The organism is Streptomyces sp. NPDC029169, assembly GCF_055563935.1.
The window spans coordinates 219836-243157 of record NZ_JBVHXA010000011.1 but is presented as its reverse complement, the minus strand read 5'-3'; the positions used below and the strand labels follow the sequence as shown (position 1 = coordinate 243157).

Annotated in this window: 2 protein-coding genes; both read right to left on the bottom strand. The window is 72.9% G+C overall.

The annotated features are described in order from the left end of the window. Positions 1-58: 58 nt before the first annotated feature. Positions 59-8539 (bottom strand): type I polyketide synthase, encoded by an 8481-nt coding sequence (locus tag ACZ4VI_RS21930; protein WP_468001480.1) that lies wholly within the window; start codon positions 8537-8539, stop codon positions 59-61. A gap of 66 nt (positions 8540-8605) precedes the next feature. Next, on the bottom strand, positions 8606-23230 hold the full coding sequence (locus ACZ4VI_RS21925; RefSeq protein WP_468001478.1) for an SDR family NAD(P)-dependent oxidoreductase: 14625 nt from the start codon (positions 23228-23230) through the stop codon (positions 8606-8608). Positions 23231-23322: the final 92 nt, after the last annotated feature.

The following is a 23322-nucleotide window of genomic DNA, read 5'->3' as shown; positions in this document are numbered from 1 at the left end:
GCACTTCGGCGCTGTGTCGCCGGTTCGTTCTGTTCTTCCGGTGCGTGTTCCGGTGCTGTCAGTCGAAAGTGATCCCGAATTCCTTGCCGACGAACTCATACATTTCCTCGACGGACGCCGATGCGAGCTCCTCGGCCACGTCGGCGCCTTCCGCCGCGGTCCGATCGACATCCCACAGGGACATCAGCGCCTGCAGCCGGACCTTGGTCTCGGCACGGGCGATGTCGTCCAACTCCACTGCTGTCAGAGCGGCTTCGAGCTCCTCGATCCGCTCCGTGACGAGACGCTCCGGGGACACCCCCGTGTCGACCAGTTCCTCGCGCAGGTGCTCGGCGAGCGCCTGCGGAGTCGGGTAGTCGAAGATGAGGGTGGCCGGAAGCCGCAGCCCGGTGGCCGCGTTGAGCCTGTTGCGCAGGTCGACGGCGGTCAGGGAGTCGAAACCGAGCTCCTTGAAGGCCCGCTCCGGGTCGACGGTGCCCTGGCCGGCGTGGCCGAGGACGGTCGCGACCTGTCCGCACACCAGGTCCCGCAGGACGGTGCGCTGCTCCGTCTCCGGGAGTGCGGCGAGCCGCTCGGTGAGAGCGGACCCGCCCTCGCCCGTGCCGGCTGTGCCACCACTCGCCGCGCTCCGCTTCGGGGCGACGCGTACCAGGCCGCGCAGGACTGCGGGGAGGCCGTCCCCCTGGGCTCGCAGCGCCTTGAGGTCCAGCCGCATCGGCAGCATCCAAGGCCGGCCGCCCTGGACGGCGAGGGCGGACTCGAACAGCGTCAGGCCGTCCTCGGCGGTCAGGGGCACCAGGCCGGCGCGGACCATGCGCTGGACGTCGGCCTCGCCGAGGTGACCGGTGATGCCGCTGGCCTCGGCCCACAGGCCCCATGACAGGGCGGTCGCGGGCAGGCCCGCACGGTGCCGGTGCTGGGCGAGGGCGTCCAGGAAGGCGTTGGCCGCGGCGTAGTTGCCCTGGCCCGGGGCGCCGAAGACGGCGGCTGCCGACGAGAACAGGACGAACGCGGACAGCGGCAGGTCCTTGGTCAGCTCGTGGAGGTTCCACGCGCCGTCCACCTTGGGGCGGAGCACCGTGTCGACCCGCTCGGGCGTGAGCGAGCCGATGACGCCGTCGTCGGCGACGCCGGCGGTGTGCACGACGGCGGTGAGCGGGTGCTCCGGCGACACGGAACCGAGCAGCTCCTCCAGCGCCGCGCGGTCGGCGGCGTCGCAGGCGGCGATCCGTACGTCGGCGCCGAGCGCGGTCAGTTCCTCGCTCAGCTCCTTGGCGCCGGGCGCGTCCAGGCCGCGGCGGCTGGTCAGCAGCAGGTGCCTGGCGCCGTACGCGGTGACGAGACGGCGGGCCAGCAGGGCGCCGAGGACACCGGTGGCGCCGGTGACGAGGACCGTCCCGTCGGGGGCGAAGGGAGCACCCGGGACTTCGGCAGCCGAGGCTTCGCCGCCCGACGCCTCGACAGCCGAGGCCTCGCCGCCCGAGGCTTCCGTGGCCTGGTCGACCGGGATACGCGCCAGCCGGGGCGCGACGAGGCCACCGTCGCGCACGGCGAGCTGCGGTTCCCCGGAGGCCGGAGCGGCCAGCACGGCCTGCCACGGCTCCCAAGCTCCGTCCGTCCCTTCGGCGTCCAGGTCGAGCAGGACGATGCGGCCCGGGTTCTCGGTCTGCGCCGAGCGCAGCAGGGCCCAGGCCGAGGCGAGGGCGAGGTTCCCGCTGTCCGCGCCGCGTGCCACGACGAGGAGCGTCGAGTCCTCCAGGCGCGCGTCCGCCAGCCAGTCCTGCGCCAGACGCAGCGCCTGGTAGGTGGCCCGGCGCACCGCATCCGGCACATCGCCGTTCTCAGCGGGAAGGGACACGAGCGCCACCTGCGGCACCGGTGCGCCGTCGTCGGCTGCGCCGAGGACGGCGGCCACGTCGTCGTACCGGCTCAGTCCGGCGAGCGGCCCGGCCGCCAGACCGAGCACGTCGTCGCCGAGCAGCACCCAGCCCTCGGCGCCCCCTGCCGCCACCGGGGCGGCAGGCACGGCCGCCCAGTCGACCTCGAACAGCGCGTCGTGGTAGGCGGTACGGGCGCTGCTGAGCGCGTCCGCGGACACGGTCCGCCACAGCAGCGAGTCGGCCTCGGCCACGGGCTTGCCCGCCACGTCCGCGATCACCACGGACACGGTGTCCGGCCCCGTGGAGACGAACCGGACCCGCAGCTCGGAGGCTCCGCCGGCGTGCAGGGCTACCCCGCCCCACGAGAAGGGCAGCGCGGGTTCGGCCGCGTCCTCCAGCGCCTTCAGCATCACGGCGTGGAGGGTCGCGTCGAGCAGCGCCGGGTGAAGGGCGTACCGGTCGGCCTCGGTTCGCTGCTCCTCGGGCAGGACGACCTCGGCGTACACCTCGTCCTCACGCCGCCAGGCGCGGCGCAGCCCCTGGAACGCGGGCCCGTAGCCGTACCCCTGGTCCTGCAGCCGCTCGTACGCGCCGTCGACGTCCACCTCGACGGCCCCGGCCGGCGGCCAGGCGACGAGGTCGACCGATACGGGTGCGGCGACGGCCGCCAGGACACCGGAGGCGTGCCGGACCCACGGCTCGCCGTAACCGTCCTCGCCGTCAGGGCGGGAGAAGAACGCCACGTCACGGCGGCCGGAGTCGTCCGGAGCGCCGACGGTGATCTGGAGCTGGACGGCCCCGCGCTCCGGCAGGATCAGCGGCGCGGCGAGTGTCAGCTCCTCGATCCGCCGGCAACCCACCCGGTCGCCGGCCTGGACGGCCAGCTCCACGAACGCGGTGCCCGGCAGCAGCACCGCGCCGGCGACGGCGTGGTCCGCCAGCCACGGGTGCGTCTGCAGCGACAGCCGCCCGGTCAGCACCAGACCTTCCCCGTCGGCCAGCTCGACCGCCGCACCGAGCAGCGGGTGCCCGGCGTCCGCAAGACCGGCCGAGGCCACGTCGGTCGCGTCGGCGGCGGGGACGAGCCAGTACGACTGACGCTGGAAGGCGTACGTGGGCAGATCGACGCGCTGGGCGCCGGAACCCTCGTAGTACGCGGACCAGTCCACGTCCACGCCGTGGGCGAAGGCACGGCCGAGCGCGGCGACCAGCTGCTCGGGCTCCGGGCGGCCCTTACGGAGGACCGGGACAGCGGGGATGTCGACGGAGTCGGCGGCCATCGCGGACAGGACGCCGTCGGGGCCGAGCTCCAGCAGGACCTCCACACCCTGGGCTTCGAGGGTGCGGACGGCGTCGGCGAAACGGACGGGGCGACGCACGTGCTCGACCCAGTAGTCGACCGACTGCAGCTCCTCGGCGGTGGCCGCGAGACCGGTGACCGTCGAAACGATCGGAATCTGCGGGGAGTTGAAGGTCAGACCGGCCACGACGCTGCGGAAGTCGTCCAGCATCGGCTCCATCAACGGCGAGTGGAACGCATGACTCACCGTCAGCTGCTTGAACTTCACCCCCAGAGACCCGGCGATCTCCAGAACGACGGACTCGACACCGGCGATGACCACCGAGGTGGGGCCGTTGACCGCGGCGATACCGGCCTCGGCCTCACGACCCGCCAGCAGCACAGCAACCTGCTCCTCCGACGCCTGGACGGCGACCATCGCGCCACCCGCCGGCAGGGCCTGCATCAGGCGTCCGCGAGCGGAGACGAGGGTGCAGGCGTCCTCCAGCGACAGCACACCCGCGATATAGGCAGCGGCGATCTCACCGATCGAGTGACCGGCGAGAACCTCCGGCTTCACACCCCAGGACTCAACGAGGCGGAACAGCGCGACTTCCAGAGCAAACAGCGCAGGCTGAGTGTTACCGGTCTCGTCCAGGCCCTCACCGGCGAAGATCACGTCCCGCAGCGACGGATCCAGATGCGACAGCACCTCGTCCAGAGCGGATGCGAACACCGGGAAGGCCTCATACAGCTCCCGGCCCATACCGGCCCGCTGCGCACCCTGACCCGTGAACACCACACCCAGGCGCCCGTCCCCGGCCGCCGCACCCGTCTCGACCGTCTCCTCGCCGACGATCACCGCCCGGTGCTCCAGCACCGACCGCGTCGCAGCGAGCGACCAACCGACGTCCACCGGACGCACATCCGAGCCCGCCGCGAACTCCCGCAGCCGCTCGACCTGCTCCTTCAGGGCCGCGGCCGTACGCCCCGACACCACCCACGGCACCACAGGCGGAACAACGGCATCGGCGCCCTCGGCGTCCTCGACCTCTGGGGCCTGCTCCAGCACCACATGGGCGTTGGTGCCGCTCGCGCCGAACGAGGAGACGGCGGCCCGGCGGGGGCGGCCGGTCTCCGGCCACGCTCGCGCCTCCGTGAGCAGCTCGACCGCGCCCGCGTCCCAGTCGATCAGCGGCGACGGCTCGGCGACGTGCAGGGTCTTCGGGAGCACGCCCTCACGCATGGCCATGAGCATCTTGATGACACCGCCGACACCGGCGGCGGCCTGGGCATGGCCGATGTTCGACTTCAGCGAGCCCAGCCACAGCGGCTGGTCCTCGGCGTGCTCCTGACCGTAGGTGGCGAGCAGCGCCTCCGCCTCGATCGGGTCACCGAGCCGCGTACCCGTGCCGTGTGCCTCGACGGCATCCACATCGGCCGCCGTGAGACGCGCGTTGGCCAGAGCCTGGCGGATCACGCGCTGCTGCGACGGACCGTTGGGCGCGGTCAGACCGTTGGACGCACCGTCCTGGTTGACCGCCGTGCCACGCACGACACCGAGGATCCGGTGGCCCTTGCGGCGGGCCTGCCGGAGCGGTTCGACCAGCAGCATGCCGGCGCCCTCGGCCCAGCCGGTGCCGTCCGCGTCCGCGGAGAACGCCTTGCAGCGGCCGTCGGGCGCCAGGCCGCGCTGCCGGCTGAACTCGACGAACGTGCCCGGCGTCGACATGACGGTCACACCGCCGACCAGCGCCATCTCGCACTCACCGGAACGCAGGGCCTGGGCGGCCAGGTGCAGGGCGACCAGCGACGACGAACACGCGGTGTCCACGGTCATGGCCGGGCCCTCAAGGCCGAAGGCGTACGAGATGCGGCCGGCGATGACGCTGTTCGCGTTGCCGGTCATCAGGTAGCCGTCGACGCCCTCGGGGGCGCGGGTCATCATGGACGCGTAGTCCGTGCCGTTGCCGCCGGCGAAGACACCGATCTGGGCGCCGCGCACCGACTCCGGGTCGATGCCCGCACGCTCGAACGCCTCCCACGAGGTCTCCAGCAGGAGCCGCTGCTGCGGGTCCATGCCGAGCGCCTCACGCGGCGAGATCCCGAAGAAGCCCGCGTCGAACTCGTCAGCGCCGTAGAGGAATCCGCCCTCGCGGGTGTAGCTCTTGCCGGAACGGTCGGGGTCCGGGTCGTACAGGTCCTCGGCCCAGCCGCGGCCGTCGGGGAGCGGGCCGATGGCGTCGGTGCCCTCGGAGACCAGCCGCCACAGATCCTCGGGCGAGCCGACCCCGCCCGGGAAGCGGCAGGCCATGCCGACGATCGCCAGGGGCTCGTCGCTCACCCTGGTCGTCGCGACGGCGCGCGGGGCGCTCTCCGAGCCCAGCAGCTCCGCCTTGAGGTAGGAGGCGACGGCCTGCGGGGTCGGGTGGTCGAATCCCACGGTGGCGGGGATGCGGAGCCCGGTGGCGGTGTTCAGTCGATTGCGCAGCTCGACCGCCGTCATGGACGTCAGCCCCAGCTCGGTGAACACCTGGGTGGAGCCGACCGTGTCCGGGTCGGCGTAGCCCAGGACGTCGGCGAGGGCTTCGCGTACCAGCCTCAGCAGGCGCTGGTCCTGCTCGGCCTCGCTCAGGCCGGCCAGCTCCTCCAGCAGGTCCGCAGCACCCTCGGGGGCGCGGTGAGCCTTGCGTTCCGCCAGCGGCGCGATGGCGGCGTACGTGCCGGAGGGCGACGGCTCCAACCAGTAGGTCTCGTGCTGGAAGGCGTACGTGGGCAGGTCGACGCGACGGGCGCCCGAACCCTCGTAGTACGCCGCCCAGTCCACGTCCACACCGTGGGCGAAGGCGCGGCCGAGCGCGGCGACGAGGGAGTGCGCCTCCGGACGGCCCTTACGGAGGACCGGGACGGCCGGGACGTCGACGGACTCGGCGGCCACCGCGGACAGCACCGCGTCCGGACCGAGCTCCAGCAGAACCTCCACACCCTGGGCCTCCAGGGTGCGCACGGCGTCGGCGAAACGAACCGGGCGACGCACGTGCTCCACCCAGTAGTCGACCGACTGCAGCTCCTCAGCGGTGGCCGCGAGGCCGGTGACCGTCGAAACGATGGGAATCTGCGGCGAGTTGAGCGTGAGGCCGGAGACGACGTGGCGGAAGTCGTCCAGCATCGGCTCCATCAACGGCGAGTGGAACGCATGACTGACCGTGAGCTGCTTGAACTTCACCCCAAGAGACGCGGCGATCTCCAGAACGACGGACTCGACGCCGGCGATGACGACCGAGGTGGGGCCGTTGACCGCGGCGATACCGGCCTCAGCCTCACGACCGGCCAGCAGCGCAGCAACCTGCTCCTCGGAGGCCTGGACGGCGACCATCGCACCACCCGCCGGCAGCGCCTGCATCAGACGACCCCGAGCGGACACCAGAGCACACGCGTCTTCCAGCGACAGCACACCGGCAATGTGCGCGGCGGCGATCTCACCGATCGAGTGACCGGCCAGAACCTCCGGCTTCACGCCCCAGGACTCAACGAGGCGGAACAGAGCGACTTCCAGAGCAAACAGAGCAGGCTGAGTGTTGGCCGTGTCGTCCAGCCCCTCGCCCGAGAAGACGACCTCCCGAAGCGACGGATCCAGATGCGACAGCACCTCGTCCAGAGCGGACGCGAACACCGGGAACGCCTCATACAGCTCACGCCCCATACCGGCCCGCTGCGCACCCTGCCCCGTGAACACCACACCCAGGCGCCCGTCCCCGGCCGCCACGCCCGTCTCGACCGTCTCCTCGCCGACGATCACCGCCCGGTGCTCCAGCACCGACCGCGTCGCAGCGAGCGACCAACCGACGTCCACAGCACGCACATCCGAACCGGCCGCGAACTCCCGTACCCGCTCGACCTGCTCCTTCAGGGCGGCGGCCGTACGCCCCGACACCACCCACGGCGTCACCGCCGGAACAACGGCATCGGCGCCCTCGGCGCGCTCCGTGTCCTGGGCCTCCGGCGCCTCCTCCAGCACCACATGCGCGTTCGTCCCGCTCACGCCGAACGACGACACCGCCGCCCGCCGCGCACGACCCGTCTCCGGCCACGCCCGCGCCTCCGTAAGGAGCTCGACACCGCCCGCCGACCAGTCGACCATGGGGGTCGGCTCCTCGGCGTGGAGCGTCTTCGGCAGGACGCCCGCGCGCATGGCCTCGACCATCTTGATGACGCCGGCGACACCGGCGGCGTGCTGCGTGTGGCCGATGTTCGACTTGACCGAGCCGAGCCACAGCGGCTGGTCGTCGCTGTGCTCCCGGCCGTAGGTGGCGAGCAGCGCTTCCGCCTCGATGGGGTCGCCGAGCCGCGTGCCCGTGCCGTGCGCCTCGACGGCGTCGATGTCGGCGGGCGTGAGGCGGGCCCCGGCGAGGGCCTGGCGGATGACGGCCTGCTGGGCCCGGCCGTTGGGGGCGGTGAGGCCGTTGGAGGCGCCGTCCTGGTTGACGGCCGTGCCGCGCAGGACCGCGAGGACGGGGTGGCCGTTGCGCTGGGCGTCGGAGAGGCGCTCGACGAGCAGCATGCCGACGCCCTCGCCCCAGCCGGTGCCGTCCGCGTCGGCCGAGAACGACTTGCAGCGGCCGTCGGCGGACAGGCCACGCTGGCGGCTGAACTCGATGAACGTACCGGGCGTCGCCATGATCATGACGCCGCCGGCGAGGGCCATGGAGCACTCCCCCGCCCGCAGGGCGCGGGCGGCGAGGTGCAGCGCGACCAGGGACGACGAGCAGGCCGTGTCGAGGGTGACGGCCGGTCCGGTGAGGCCGAGGTGGTAGGCGATGCGGCCGGACATGATGCTGGAGGTGCTGCCGGTGAGGACCAGGCCCTCGACGCTGGGCGGGGCGTCCTGCATGCGGGGGCCGTAGTCCTGCCCGGTGGCGCCGACGAAGACGCCGGTGCTGCTGCCGCGCAGGCTGGAAGGGGCTATTCCGGCGCGTTCGACGGTCTCCCAGGCGACTTCGAGGAGGAGTCGCTGCTGGGGGTCCATGGCGAGGGCCTCGCGCGGCGAGATCTCGAAGAACGGGGCGTCGAAGTGGCCGGCGTCGTGCAGGAAGGCGCCTTCGCGGGTGTAGCTGGTGCCGGAGCGCTCGGGATCGGCGTCGTACAGGTCCTCGGGCCAGCCGCGGCCCTCGGGGAAGGGGCCGACGGTGTCGGTGCCCTCGGACACGGTGCGCCACAGGTCCTCGGGCGAGCCGATCCCGCCGGGGAACCGGCAGCCCATGCCGACGATGGCGATCGCCTCGTGCTCCTTCTCCTCGGCCTCGCGGAGCTTCCGGTGCGCGTCGCGGGCGTCGTTGATGGCTCGCTTGAGGTAGTCGCGGAGTTTCTGTTCCTCAGCCACGCGGATTCAGCCTCTCGGAAGGTCGCTCGGGGTGTCGCAGGGTCGTGGGGTGATGGGTGCCGGGCCTCACTCGAGACCTCCGTCGATGAGGGCGAACAGCTCGTCGTCGGTGGCGTCGTCGAGTGCGTCGCCGTCGTCGGCCGGGCCGAGGCCGGTCTTCGGGCTTCCGCCGCACAGGGCGAGGAGTTCGGCCAGGCGCTCACCGATCTCGGTGCGGGCCGCATCGTCGTCCAAGAGGGAACCCAGGGTGTCCTTGAGCCGGTCGAGCTCGGCGAGAACGGGCCCGGCCGCCGGGACGTCGTCGAGGACGAACTGCTCCTTGAGATAGGCGGCGAGTTCGGCGGGCGTCGGGTAGTCGAAGACGAGCGCGGTGGGCAGTCGGAGACCGGTGGCCGCGTTGAGGCGGTTGCGCAGCTCGACCGAGGTGAGCGAGTCGAAGCCGAGCGCCTTGAACGCGCGGTCGCGGTCGACGGTGTCCGGATCGGCATGGCCGAGGACGGTCGCCACCTGGGTGCGGACGAGGTCGATGAGCAGCTTGTCGCGTTCGGCGTCCGGAAGGCCCGCCAGGCGCTGTTCGAGTGACACGGGGCTCTCGGTGGCGCCGGCGGCTGCGGCCCTCCGGGGCGCGCTGCGGACCAGCGCGCGGAAGAGCGGCGGTACGGAGTCCGCCTGTCGTGCCATGGCGGCGGTGTCGAGCCGGGTGGCCGCGACCACCGGCTCGCCTAGGGTGTGGGCGGCGTCGAACAGGTCCATGCCCTGCTCGGAGGAGAGCGGGAGGATGCCGCCGCGGGCCATGCGCTTGAGGTCGGTCTCGTCGAGGTGACCGGTCATGCCGCTGGCTTCGGCCCACAGGCCCCATGCCACGGACAGGGCGGGCAGGCCCTGGTGGCGGCGGTGCTGGGCGAGGGCGTCGAGGTAGGCGTTGGCCGCGGCGTAGTTGCCCTGGCCTCCGGCGCCCATGAGGCCGCCGACGGAGGAGTACAGGACGAACATGGTGAGGTCGAGGCCGGCGGTGAGTTCGTGCAGGTGCCATGCCGCATCGGCCTTGGGCCGCATGACCCGGTCGAACTGCTCGGGGGTCATGTCGGCGATGACGCCGTCGTCGAGCACGCCCGCGGTGTGGACCACGCCGGTCAGCGGGTGCTCCGCCGGGACGGTGGCGAGCAGCGCGGCGAGGGCGTCGCGGTCGGCGACGTCGCAGGCCTCGACGGTGACGTGGGCGCCGAGCGCGGTGAGTTCCGCGACGAGTTCCTCGGCGCCGGGGGCGGCGAGGCCGCGCCGGCTGGTGAGCAGCAGGTGGCGGACTCCGTACTCGGTGACGAGGTGGCGGGCGGCGAGGGTGCCGAGTCCGCCGGTGGCTCCGGTGATGAGGACGGTGCCGTCGGGGTCGGGGCCGGCCGGGATGGTGAGGACGACCTTGCCGACGTTGCGGCCCTGCTGCAGGAAGCGGAAGGCGTCCGGAGCGCGGCGCACGTCCCAGGCGGTGACGGGCAGCGGCTGGAGGACGCCCTTCTCGAAGAGGGCGAGGATCTCGACGAGCATCTCCTGGACGCGGTCGGGGATGCCTCCCTCGGCGCCGGGTTCGGTGCGGGCGAGGACGGTCAGGTCGTACACCTGGTAGTCGACGCCGGGGTGGGCGGCGGCGAGCCGGTCGGCGTCCCGGATGTCGGTCTTGCCCATCTCCAGGAAGCGGCCGCCGTGCGGCATGAGCCGCAGGGAGGCGTCGATGAACTCGGCGGCGAGGGAGTTGAGGACGACGTCGATGCCGCGGTCGCCGCTGGTGCGGCGGAAGTGCTCCTCGAAGTCGAGGGTGCGGGAGGACGCGATGTGGTCGTCGTCCAGGCCGAGGGCGCGCAGGGTGTCCCACTTGCCGGGGCTGGCCGTGCCGTACACGTCGGCGCCGAGGTGGCGGGCGAGCTGGACGGCGGCGATGCCGACTCCGCCGGCGGCGGCGTGGACGAGGATGGATTCGCCCTTACGGAGCCTTCCGAGGTCGACCAGACCGTAGTAGGCGGTGAGGAACACGACGGGTACGGACGCGGCCTGGGCGAACGTCCACCCGTCGGGCATGCGGGCGATCAGGCGCCGGTCGCCGATGGCGACGGAGGCGAACGCGCCGTCGAAGAGTCCCATGACCCGGTCGCCGACGCGGAGGTCGGTGACGCCGGGGCCGATCTCGGTGATCACGCCGGCGCCTTCGCGGCCCATCTGGGCGCCGTTCTCGGGTACGAGCCCGAGGGCGACCAGGACGTCGCGGAAGTTGAGGCCGGCGGCGCGCAGGGCGACGCGGACCTGGCCCTCGGCGAGGGGGGCGGCGACTTCGGGGCAGGGGGCGATGGACAGGTTCTGCAGCGTGCCCTTGACGGGGGCGACCACGCGCCATTCGGGCACGTCAGGGGTGGTCAGAGCCTGGCCGCCGGCGGCTCGGGTGAGCCGGTGGGCGTGGAGTTCGCCGTCGCGCAGGGCGAGCTGGTTCTCGCCGGCGTCGAGGGCGGCGGCGAGGGCGCGGGCCGGTACGTCGCCGCCGTCGGTGTCCAGGAGGACGAACCGGTCCGGGTTCTCGGTCTGCGCGGAGCGCAGCAGGCCCCAGAGGGTGGCGGCGGCCGGGTCGGTGACGTTCTCGCCGGAGCGGGCGACGACGGCGCCCTCGACCAGCACGACGAGCCGGGTGTCGGTGAATCGTTCGTCGGCGAGCCAGGTTCGGGCCATGGCGAGGGTCCGGTGCGCCCCGGCTCCCGCGATGTGGGCATCGATGCCGCCGCCCGTGGCGGGCAGCAGCACGATCGCGGGAGCCGGGGTGCCTCCGGCCACCGAGTCGGCCAGTGCGGTCAGGTCCGGGTGGACCGTGGCACCGGTCGCCTCGGCGAGTCGATGTCCGGCGTCGGCAACGAGGGCCCAGCCGGTCGCGTCGTACGGGCCGGTCGTGGTGGGCGCCGTGAGGGCGGCCCAGTCCTGCCGGAACAGGGAGTCGTGGTGCGCCGTGGCGGCGCCGCGCAGCGCGTCGGGGCTGATGGGCCGTAGGTCCAGGCCCGCGACGGTGGCGACGGGGGCGCCGGCGCCGTCGGCGATGGTGAACGAGGCGCTGTCGGCGCCGTTCAGGGTGGCGTGGACGCGCAGCACGGACGCGCCGGTGGCGTGGACGGTGACGCCGGTCCAGGAGAACGGCAGTCCGGCCTGGCGGGAGTCGTCGGCGATGCCCGGCAGCAGCAGGTGCAGGGCGGCGTCGAGGAGCGCCGGGTGGAGGGCGAAGTCCCCGGCGGTGCCGGTGAGTTCGTCGGCGAGGGCGACTTCGGCGTACACGTCGTCGCCGCGCTTCCACAGTCGGCGCAGGCCCTGGAACAGGGGGCCGTAGCCGAAGCCCTGGTCGGCGAGGCGCTGGTAGCCGTCGGTGAGGTCGACCTCGTTGGCGCCGGCGGGCGGCCAGACGGTGAGCCCGGCCGGTGTCGTGGGGGCGCCGGTGGTGAGGACGGCGGTGGCGTGCCGGGTCCACGGCTGGTCCTGGCCCTCGGGCCGGGAGTGGACGGCCAGTTCGCGGCGGCCGCCGTCGTCCGGGGCGCCGACGGTGATCTGGAGCTGGACGGCGCCGCGCTCGGTCAGGACCAGCGGCGCGGAGAGGGTCAGTTCCTCGACGGTGTCGCAGCCGACGCGGTCGCCGGCCTGGGTCGCGAGCTCCACGAAGGCGGTGCCGGGCAGCAGCACCGTGTCGAAGACGGTGTGGTCGGCGAGCCAGGGGTGGGTCGGCAGCGACAGCCGGCCGGTGAGGACCAGGCCTTCGCCGTCGGCGAGTTCGACGGCGGCGCCGAGCAGCGGGTGCCCGGCCGCGTCGAGTCCGGCGGAGCCGACGTCGCCGGTGCCGGTGCTGGGCACGAGCCAGAAGTGCTCGTGCTGGAAGGCGTAGGTGGGCAGGTCGACCCGGCGGGCGGCGCTGCCCGTGAACGCGGCAGTCCAGTCGACGGGCACGCCGTGGACGAAGGCGGTGGCCATGGAGGTGAGGAGCTGGTCGAGGCCGCCGCGGCCGCGGCGGAGCGAGCCGAGGACGAGAGTGTCGGTGCCGGTCGCCTCCGCGGTCTCCTCGATGCCGACCGCGAGCACCGGGTGCGGGCTCATCTCCAGGAAGACGTCGTGCCGGTCCGCCATCAGGGCGCGGGTGGCGGTCTCCAGGCGGACGGTGCCGCGCAGGTTGCGGTACCAGTAGTCGGCGTCCATCCCGGTGCCGTCGGCCCAGTCGCCGGTGACGGTGGAACGGAACGGCACCTGCGCGGGGCGGGGGCGTACGGGGGCGAGGAGTTCGGCGAGCCGGGACTCGATCTGCTCGACGTGCGCCGAGTGGGAGGCGTAGTCGACGGGGATCCGCCGTGCCTTGACGCCGTCGGCGACCAGCGTCTCGTACAGCTCGTCGAGGGCTTCGGTGTCGCCGGAGACGACCGTGGAAGACGGCCCGTTGACCGCGGCGACGGACAGCCGCTCGCCCCACGGGGCGAGGCGTTCGACGGTGGCGTCGTGCGGCAGCGGCACGGACATCATGCCGCCCTTGCCGGCGATCTCGAGGAGCGCGCGGCTGCGGAGCGCCACGATACGGGCGGCGTCGTCGAGGGACAGGATCCCGGCGACGTGCGCGGCTGCGATCTCGCCCTGCGAGTGGCCGACGACGGCCGCCGGTTCCACTCCGTGCGCCCGCCACACGGCAGCGAGGGCCACCATGACGGCGAACAGGGTGGGCTGGACGACGTCGACGCGGTCGAGGGACGAGCCGGCCGGGTCGTCGGCGGCCTCGCGCAGCACGTCGAGCAGCGACCAGTCGGTGTACGGGGCGAGGGCGTCGGCGCAGGCCCGGATGGTGTCCGCGAACACCGGTGAGGTGTCGAGGAGTCCGGTGGCCATGCCGGCCCACTGGGAGCCCTGGCCGGGGAAGACGAAGACGGTCTTGTCGCGGACGGCGGGCGCCGTGCCGGTGAGGATGCCCGGCGCGGTCTCTCCGGCGGCGACGGCCCGCAGCGCGGCGAGCAGCGTGTCCTGGTCGGCTCCGAGGGCGACGGCGCGGTGCTCGTGCACGGCGCGGGTGGTGGCCAGGGACAGGCCGGTGTCGTGCGGGCGGGGCGCCTCGTCGGTGGCGGCGAAGGTGTGGAGGCGTTCGGCCTGGGCGCGCAGCGCCGTCTCGCCACGGGCGGACAGGATCCACGGGACGACGGCCGGTGCGGCGCTTTCCGGCTCGGCCGGTGCGGCGGCTTCCGGCTCGGCCGGGGCGGCCGGGGCGGCCGGTGCGGCCGGGGCCGGGGCGGGCTCAGCGGGGGCCTGCTCGAGGATGACGTGGGCGTTGGTGCCGCTGATGCCGAACGAGGACACGGCGGCGCGGCGGGCGCGGCCGGTCTCGGGCCAGGGCTGCTGCTCGGTGAGCAGCGAGACGGCTCCGGACTCCCAGTCGATCATCGGGGACGGCTCGGTGACGTGCAGGGTCTTCGGCAGGACGCCCTCGCGCATGGCCATGAGCATCTTGATGACACCGCCGACGCCGGCGGCGGCCTGCGTGTGGCCGATGTTCGACTTCAGCGAGCCGAGCCACAGCGGCTGGTCGTCCGTGTGCTCCTGGCCGTAGGTGGCGAGCAGGGCCTCGGCCTCGATGGGGTCGCCGAGGCGGGTGCCGGTGCCGTGCGCCTCGACGGCGTCGACGTCGACCGCGCTGAGGCGGGCGTTGGCGAGGGCCCGGCGGATCACGCGCTGCTGCGAGGGGCCGTTGGGGGCGGTCAGGCCGTTGGAGGCACCGTCCTGGTTGACGGCCGTGCCACGGACGACACCGAGGATGCGGTGGCCGTTGCGCTGTGCGTCGGACAGCCGCTCGACGAGGAGTAGACCGACGCCCTCGGCCCAGCCGGTGCCGTCCGCGTCGGCGGAGAACGACTTGGAGCGGCCATCGGGCGCGAGACCGCGCTGGCGGCTGAACTCGACGAAGGTGCCGGGGGTGGACATGACGGTCACACCGCCGGCGAGCGCCATGTCGCATTCGCCGGCGCGCAGGGCCTGGGCGGCCAGGTGCAGGGCGACCAGCGACGAGGAGCACGCGGTGTCCACCGTTACGGCGGGGCCGGTCAGGCCGAAGGTGTAGGAGAGGCGGCCGGAGATGACACTGCCGGTGTTGCCGGTGAGCAGGATGCCTTCCAGCTCCTCCGGCATCTGCTCCACGCGGGGCGCGTAGTCGTGGTACATGACGCCGGTGAACACGCCGGTCTGGCTGCCCTTGAGGGTGGCCGGGTCGATGCCGGACCGCTCGAAGGTCTCCCATGCGGTCTCCAGCAGGAGCCGCTGCTGCGGGTCCATGCTGACCGCCTCGCGCGGGGAGATCCCGAAGAAGGCGGGGTCGAACAGGCCGGCGTCGTGCAGGAAGCCGCCCTCGCGGACGTACGTCCGGCCGGGCCGCTCGGGGTCCGGGTCGTACAGGTCGTCGGCCCAGCCACGGTTGACGGGCAGTTCGGAGATGGCGTCGACACCGTCGGCGACGAGCCGCCACAGGTCCTCGGGGGAGCCGACGCCGCCGGGGAAGCGGCAGGCCATGCCGATGACGGCGAGGGGCTCGTCGGCCGTGGCGGCGGCCTCGGCGGCCGTGGGCAGCCCGGGGACCGCGCCGGCGTCGTCGGACAGCTCCTCCACGAGGTGGTCGACGAGGGACTTCGGGCTCGGGTGGTCGAAGATGAGGGTGCTGGGGAGGCGCAGGCCGGTGGCCGCGTTGAGCCGGTTGCGCAGTTCCACGGAGGTCAGCGAGTCGAAGCCGAGCTCCTTGAACGCCCGCTCCTGGCTCACCGCGTCCTGGTCGCCGTGGCCGAGCACGGCGGCCACCTGGCCGCCGACCAGCTCGGACAGCGTCCGCCGCCGCTCGGCCGGGGTCAGCCCGGCCAGGCGCTGCCGCAGCGGCGCGGCGGCCGTGTCACGGGCGGCGTTGCGGGCGCGGCGCGGGGCACGCGGCGCGAGGGTGCGCAGCAGCGGGTGGACGTCGCCGCGCTCCGCCTGGGCCCGCAGCTGGGCGGTGTCCAGGACCATCGGCACGAGCAACGCCTGCTCACGGCCGGCGGCGACGGCCGTGTCGAACAGGGCGAGTCCGTCGGTGCGCGGCAGCGGCGCCACACCGGCCCGTGCCATCCGGGCCAGGTCCTGGGCGTCGAGGGTGTCGGCCATGCCGCCGCCCTGCTCCCACAGGCCCCAGGCCAGGGCGACGGCGTTCAGGCCGTGCGCGCGGCGCCGCTGGGCGAGGGCGTCGAGGAACGTGTTGGCGGCGGCGTAGTTGCCCTGTCCCGCGGCCCCGATGAGGCCGGAGATGGACGAATACACGACGAACGCCGACAGGTCGAGGTCGCGGGTCAGCTCGTGCAGGTGCCAGGCCGCGTCGACCTTGGGCCGCAGCACCCGCGCCAGCTGGTCGGCCGTGAGGCCGTGGACGACACCGTCGTCGAGGACGCCGGCGGTGTGGACGACGGCCGTCAGCGGATGCTCGGCGGGGACGGTCGCGAGCAGCCCGGCGAGGGCCGTCCGGTCCGCCACGTCGCAGGCCGCGACGGTCACCCGCGCGCCCAGCTCGGTCAGTTCGGCGGCGAGCTCCTCCGCACCGGGCGCCGCGAGACCGCGACGGCTGGTCAGCAGCAGGTGACGCACGCCGTGTCCGGTCACCAGGTGACGGGCCAGCAGGGCGCCGAGCCCGCCGGTGCCACCGGTCACCAGGACGGTGCCGTCGGCCCGGCCGCCGAGCAGCGGGGAACCGGTCTCGTCCGCCGACTGCTCCGGCAGGGCGGCCGCCCGTGCCAGGCGCGGGACGAGCAGGGCGCCGTCTCGGACGGCGAGCTGCGGCTCGCCGGCGGCGACGGCAGCGGCCAGCGCCGCACCGGAAGCCTCGCCGCCGTCCAGGTCCACGAGGACGAACCGGCCCGGGTTCTCCGTCTGCGCCGAGCGCAGCAGGCCCCATACGGCGGCCTGTGCCAGGTCCGGGACCTCGCCCGCCGGATCGGTGGCGACGGCGCCCCGCGTCACGACGGCCAGCGTCGCACTGGCGAACCGGTCGTCGGCCAGCCACGACCGCACCAGCTCCAGCGTCCCGAGCGTCAGGGCGTGGGCCGCCGCCGGAACGTCCGCCTCGTCGCCCGCGGCGACCGGCACGACGACGACCGCGGGAACGGGCGCCTCCGCGTCGACGGCCGCGACCATGGCGGCCAGATCCGCGTACTCGGCCGCCGTCTCCGGCAGCCCCGGCACCGTGCCGGTGCCGACGATCGCCCAGCCGGCCGCCTCCGCCCCCGTGGGGGCGACGGGCACGGCGGGCAGCGCGGCCCACTCCATCCGGTACAGAGACTCCTGGTACGCGTCCCCGACGGCCCCGCGCAGCGCCTCGGCCGACGCCTCACGCCACAACAGCTCCCGCACGGTGGCCACGGGCGCGCCGGTGCCGTCGGCGATCGCGAGCGCCACGGTCTCCGCAGCGGTCCAGGTCAGCCGCACCCGCAGGGTGGACGCCCCGGCGGCGTGCACCGTCACACCCGACCAGGAGAACGGCAGGGCGCGCGGCCGGTCGGCGTCGACGACACCCCGCAGCAGCGGGTGCAGCGCGGCATCCAGCAGCGCCGGGTGCAGCGTGAAGCGGGACGCGTCCATGCCCTGGTCCTCGGGCAGGGCGATCTCGGCGAGGACATCACCGCCGTCGAGCCGCCAGGCCCGGCGCAGGCCCTGGAACGCGGGCCCGTACGCGTAACCCTCGGCGCTGAGGCGCTCGTACACGTCCGTGAGGTCCACCTCGGTGGCCCCGGTCGGCGGCCAGACCGTCAGGTCCTGCGGCGCGACGGCATCCGCGGCGGCGCCGGCGGACAGAACGGCCGTGGCGTGCTGAACCCACTCCGCGTCCTCGCCGTCGGGACGGGAGAACACCGCCATCTCACGACGCCCGGAAGCATCCTCGGCCCCTACCGTGATCTGAACCCGCACACCACCCTGCTCCGGCAGCACCAACGGCGCCGCCAGCGTCAACTCCTCGACCACGTCACAGCAGACCTGGTCACCGGCCCGCACAGCCAGCTCCACGAAAGCCGTACCCGGCAGCAGCACCGTGTCGAACACCGCATGATCGGCAAGCCACGCATGCGTACGCAACGACAGCCGGCCAGTGAGCACCGCACCCTCACCACCGGCAAGCTCGACCGCCGCACCCAGCAGCGGATGCCCGGCCGACGCCAGACCCACCGAGGAGATGTCGGCTGTAGCGGTCGTGCTCGGCAGCCAGAAGTGGTCCCGCTGGAAGGCGTACGTGGGGAGATCGACGCGCTGGGCGCCGGAACCCTCGTAGTACGCGGACCAGTCCACGTCCACACCGTGGGCGAAGGCACGACCGAGGGCCGTGACCAGCTGCTCGGGCTCCGGGCGGCCCTTACGCAGGACCGGGACAGCCGGGACGTCGACGGACTCGGCCGCCATCGCGGACAGGACACCGTCGGGGCCGAGCTCCAGCAAGACCTCCACACCCTGGGCATCCAGGGTGCGGACCGCGTCCGCGAAGCGAACGGGGCGGCGGACGTGCTCCACCCAGTAGTCGACCGACTGCAGCTCCTCAGCGGAAGCGGCGAGACCGGTGACCGTCGAAACGATCGGAATCTGCGCGGAGTTGAAGGTCAGACCGGCAACGACGCTGCGGAAGTCGTCCAGCATCGGCTCCATCAACGGCGAGTGGAACGCATGACTAACCGTCAGCTGCTTGAACTTCCCCCCCAGAGACCCGGCGATCTCCAACACCACCGACTCGACACCGGCAATGACCACGGAAGCGGGGCCGTTGACGGCAGCGATACCGGCCTCGGCCTCACGACCCGCCAGCAGCGGAGCAACCTGCTCCTCCGACGCCTGGACGGCGACCATCGCACCGCCAGCAGGCAGGGCCTGCATGAGACGACCCCGAGCGGACACCAGAGCGCACGCGTCCTTCAGGGACAACACACCGGCGATGTGGGCGGCGGCGATCTCCCCGATCGAGTGGCCGGCGAGAACCTCCGGCTTCACGCCCCAGGACTCAACGAGGCGGAACAGCGCGACTTCCAGAGCGAACAGAGCAGGCTGAGTGTTACCGGTCTCGTCCAAGCCCTCGCCCGAGAGAACGACCTCCCGAAGCGACGGATCCAGGTGCGACAGCACCTCATCGAATGCCTTCGCGAACACGGGGAACGCCTCATACAGCTCACGGCCCATACCGGCCCGCTGCGCACCCTGACCCGTGAAGATCAGGCCCAGACGTCCGGAGCCCGCGGCGGTGTCGCCGTCGACGACCTCGTCGCCGACGATCATGGCCCGGTGCTCCAGCACCGACCGCGTCGACACCAGCGACCAGCCGATGTCCACAGCACGCGCGTCCGAACCGGCCGCGAACTCCCGTACCCGCTCGACCTGCTCCTTCAGGGCGGCGGCCGTACGGCCCGACACCACCCATGGCGTCACCGCCGGAGCGACACCCTCAACGGCCGGAGTCTCCTCCGGCTGCTCCGCCTCCGGCGCCTGCTCCAGCACCACGTGCGCGTTGGTGCCGCTGATGCCGAAGGAGGAGACGGCGGCGCGGCGCGGGTGGCCCGTCTCGGGCCAGGCCTGCTGCTCCGTGGCGATCCGGACCGCACCCGCGGTCCAGTCGACGAGCGGGGACGGCTCGTCGGCGTGGAGGGTCTTGGGGACCACGCCGTGCCGCATGGCCTCGACCATCTTGATGACGCCGGCGACGCCGGCGGCGGCCTGCGCGTGGCCGATGTTCGACTTCAGCGAGCCCAGCAGCAGCGGTCGGTCGTCGTCGTGCTCCCGGCCGTAGGTGGCGAGGAGGGCCTCGGCCTCGATCGGGTCGCCGAGGCGCGTACCGGTGCCGTGCGCCTCGACGACGTCCACGTCGGCGGGGGTCAGGCGGGCGTTGAGCAGCGCGTGGCGGATGACCCGCTGCTGGGAGGGGCCGTTGGGGGCGGTGAGGCCGTTGGAGGCGCCGTCCTGGTTGACGGCCGTGCCGCGCAGGACCGCGAGGATCCGGTGGCCCTTGCGCTGCGCGTCGGACAGCCGCTCGACGAGGAGGAGGCCGGCGCCCTCGGCCCAGCCGGTGCCGTCGGCGTCCGCCGAGAACGCCTTGCAGCGGCCGTCGGGGGCCAGGCCGCGCTGGCGGCTGAACTCCAGGAACATGCCCGGGGTCGACATGACGGCGACACCGCCGGCGAGGGCCATCGAGCACTCGCCGGCGCGGACCGCCTGGGCGGCCAGGTGCAGGGCGACCAGCGACGACGAGCACGCCGTGTCGACGGTCATGGCCGGACCGAGGAGGCCGAAGGAGTACGCGATGCGGCCCGACATGATGCTCGGCGTACCGCCGGTCAGGAGGTGGCCCTCCACTCCCTCGGCAGCCTCGTGCATGCGCGGTCCGTAGTCCTGGACCGTGGCGCCCACGAAGACGCCCGTCTGGCTGCCGCGCAGCGTCTCGGGGTCGATGCCGGCGCGCTCGAACGTCTCCCACGCGGTCTCCAGCAGGAGCCGCTGCTGCGGGTCCATGCCGAGCGCCTCGCGCGGCGAGATCCCGAAGAAGCCCGCGTCGAACATGCCCGCGTCGTGCAGGAATCCGCCTTCGGAGGCGTACGTGGTGCCCGAGCGCTCCGGGTCGGAGTCGATGAGGGCGTCCAGGTCCCAGCCGCGGTCGGACGGGAAGCCGGAGATCACGTCGCGGCCCTCGGTGACGAGCCGCCACAGCTCCTCGGGCGAACCCACGCCGCCGGGGAGGCGGCAGGCCATGCCGACGATGGCGATCGGCTCGTCGGCCGCGAAAGTCGACGGTACGAGGTCGGCGCCGACCTCGACCTCCACACCCTCGGCCTCGGCGAGGATGTGCTCGGCGAGAGCCCGCGGGGTCGGGTGGTCGAAGAGCAGGCCGGACGACAGCCGGAGGCCGGTCGCGGTCGAGAGGCTGTTGCGCAGCTCGACCGCCATGAAGGAGTCGAAGCCGAGGGCCTTGAAGGTCCGGCCCATCTCGATCCCGTCGGCGGCGCCGAGCACCGCGGCCACGTGGGCGGTCACCAGCTCGGTGACCACGCCCGTGCGCTCGTCGGCCGTGAGGCCCTTGAGCTGCTGCGCGAGCACGCTCACCGCGATGTCCGCGCCGGTGCGCGGCGAGGGCAGGGTGTCGTCCACCCAGTACCGCTCGCGCTGGAAGGCGTACGTGGGCAGGTCGACGCGACGGGCGCCCGAACCCTCGTAGTACGCGGACCAGTCCACGTCCACACCGTGGGCGAAGGCACGGCCGAGCGCGGCGACGAGGGAGTGCGCCTCCGGACGGCCCTTGCGCAGGACCGGGACGGCCGGGACGTCGACGGACTCGGCCGCCATCGCGGACAACACCGCGTCCGGACCGAGTTCGAGAATCGTCTCGATGCCCTGGGCTTCGAGGGTGCGCACGGCGTCGGCGAAACGGACGGGGCGACGAACGTGCTCCACCCAGTACTCGACCGACTGCAGCTCCTCAGCGGTGGCGGCGAGACCAGTCACCGTCGAAACGATCGGAATCTGCGGGGAGTTGAACGTCAGACCGACCACGACGCTGCGGAAGTCGTCCAGCATCGGCTCCATCAACGGCGAGTGGAACGCATGACTCACCGTCAGCTGCTTGAACTTCACCCCCAGAGACGCGGCGATCTCCAGAACGACCGACTCGACACCGGCGATGACGACCGAGGTGGGGCCGTTGACGGCGGCGATACCGGCCTCGGCCTCACGACCCGCCAGCAGCGGAACAACCTGCTCCTCGGAGGCCTGGACCGCGACCATCGCACCACCGGCCGGCAGCGCCTGCATCAGACGCCCGCGAGCGGAGACGAAGGTGCAGGCGTCTTCCAGCGACAGCACACCCGCGACATGGGCAGCGGCGATCTCACCGATCGAGTGACCGGCGAGAACCTCCGGCTTCACGCCCCACGACTCAACGAGGCGGAACAGCGCGACTTCCAGAGCGAACAGAGCAGGCTGAGTGTTACCGGTCTCGTCCAGACCCTCACCGGCGAAGATCACGTCCCGCAGTGACGGATCCAGATGCGACAGCACCTCATCGAACGCCTCCGCGAACACCGGGAACGCCTCATACAGCTCACGGCCCATACCGGCCCGCTGAGACCCCTGCCCCGTGAACACCACACCCAGGCGACCCGAACCGGCGGCGGTACCGCTCTCGACCACCTCGTCACCCACGATCACCGCACGGTGCTCGAACACCGACCGCGTCGACACCAGCGACCAACCGACGTCCACAGCACGCACATCCGAACCGGCCGCGAACTCCCGCACCCGCGCCACCTGGTCCGCCAGCGCCGGAGCCGTACGCCCTGACACCACCCACGGCGTCACAGGCGGAACAACGGCATCGGCGCCCTCGGCGTCCTCCATCTCCGGCGCCTGTTCCAGCACCACATGGGCGTTCGTCCCGCCCATGCCGAAGGAGGAGACGCCCGCGACGAGGAGCTGCTCCGGGTGGGGCCACGGGCTGAGCCGGCGCTGGACGCGGAGGTTCAGGTCGTCGAGGGGGATCTCGGGGTTGGGCGTCTCGAAGTTGAGGCTGGCCGGGATCTCGCGGTGCTTGAGGGCGAGGGCCGTCTTGATGAGGCCGGCGATGCCGGCCGCGCCTTCCAGGTGCCCGATGTTGGTCTTGACGGAGCCCACGAGGAGCGGCTGTCCGGAGGTGCGGTGGGTGCTGAGGGCCGCGCCGATGGCGGCCGCCTCGATGGGGTCGCCGACCTTGGTGCCGGTGCCGTGCAGTTCGACGTACTGGACGTCGTCGGGGGTGACGCCGGCGCGCGCGTGTGCGCGGCGGATCACGTCCTCCTGGGCGGTGCGGCTCGGCGTGGTGAGGGTGGTGTCGCTGCCGTTGTTGACGGCGCTGCCGCGGATGACGCAGTAGATGTCGTCGCCGTCGGCGAGGGCGCGGGCGAGGGGCTTGAGGAGGACGGCGCCGCCGCCTTCGCCGCGGACGTAGCCGTTGGCGCGGGCGTCGAAGGTGTGGCAGCGGCCGTCGGGGGAGAGTCCGCCCCAGCGGGCGGAGAGCTCGGTGGTCTCCGCGAGGATGCTGAGGTTGACGCCGCCGGCGAGGGCGGTTTCGGACTCGCCGTTGCGGATGCTCTCGCAGGCGAGGTGGACGGCGACGAGGGAGGAGGACTGGCCGGAGTCGACGATGAGGCTCGGGCCGCTCGTGCCGAGGAAGTACGAGATGCGGTTGGCGATGATGCTGCGGTGGATGCCGGTGGTCGTGTGCTGGGTCGTTCCGTCGACGCCGTCGCGGTAGATCAGCTTGGCGTAGTCGTCCCAGATGGTGCCGATGAAGACGCCGAGGCGACTGCCTTCGAGGCGGGCGGGGACGGTGCCGGCGTCCTCCAGGGCCTCCCAGGCGAGCTCGAGCATGAGCCGCTGCTGGGGGTCCATGAAGGCGGCTTCACGGGCGGAGATGCCGAAGAAGGCGGGGTCGAACTCGTCGATGCGGTCGAGGAAGCCTCCCCAACCGTCGCCCGACCAGCGGTCCTCCGGGACCTTGGTGATCGCGTGCGACCCGTTCCGGAGCAGTTCCCAGAGCGATCCCGCCGTCGGGGCCTGCGGGAAGCGGCAGGCGATCCCGACCACTGCGATCGCGTCATTCTGATCGACAGAGTCGCCATTAACGACGGATGCAGCGTCACTCATCACTCAACCTCACTACGAAAGTAATTCATGGGAATTCAATGGACCCATTACCGCTTCCTTGCACTTCAGCCTAGCCAAAGGGCTCCCCCCTG

Excerpts from the sequence above, each read along its gene's own strand:
- ACZ4VI_RS21925 (WP_468001478.1), bottom strand. The coding sequence starts at position 23,230 with ATGAGTGACGCTGCATCCGTCGTTAATGGCGACTCTGTCGATCAGAAT.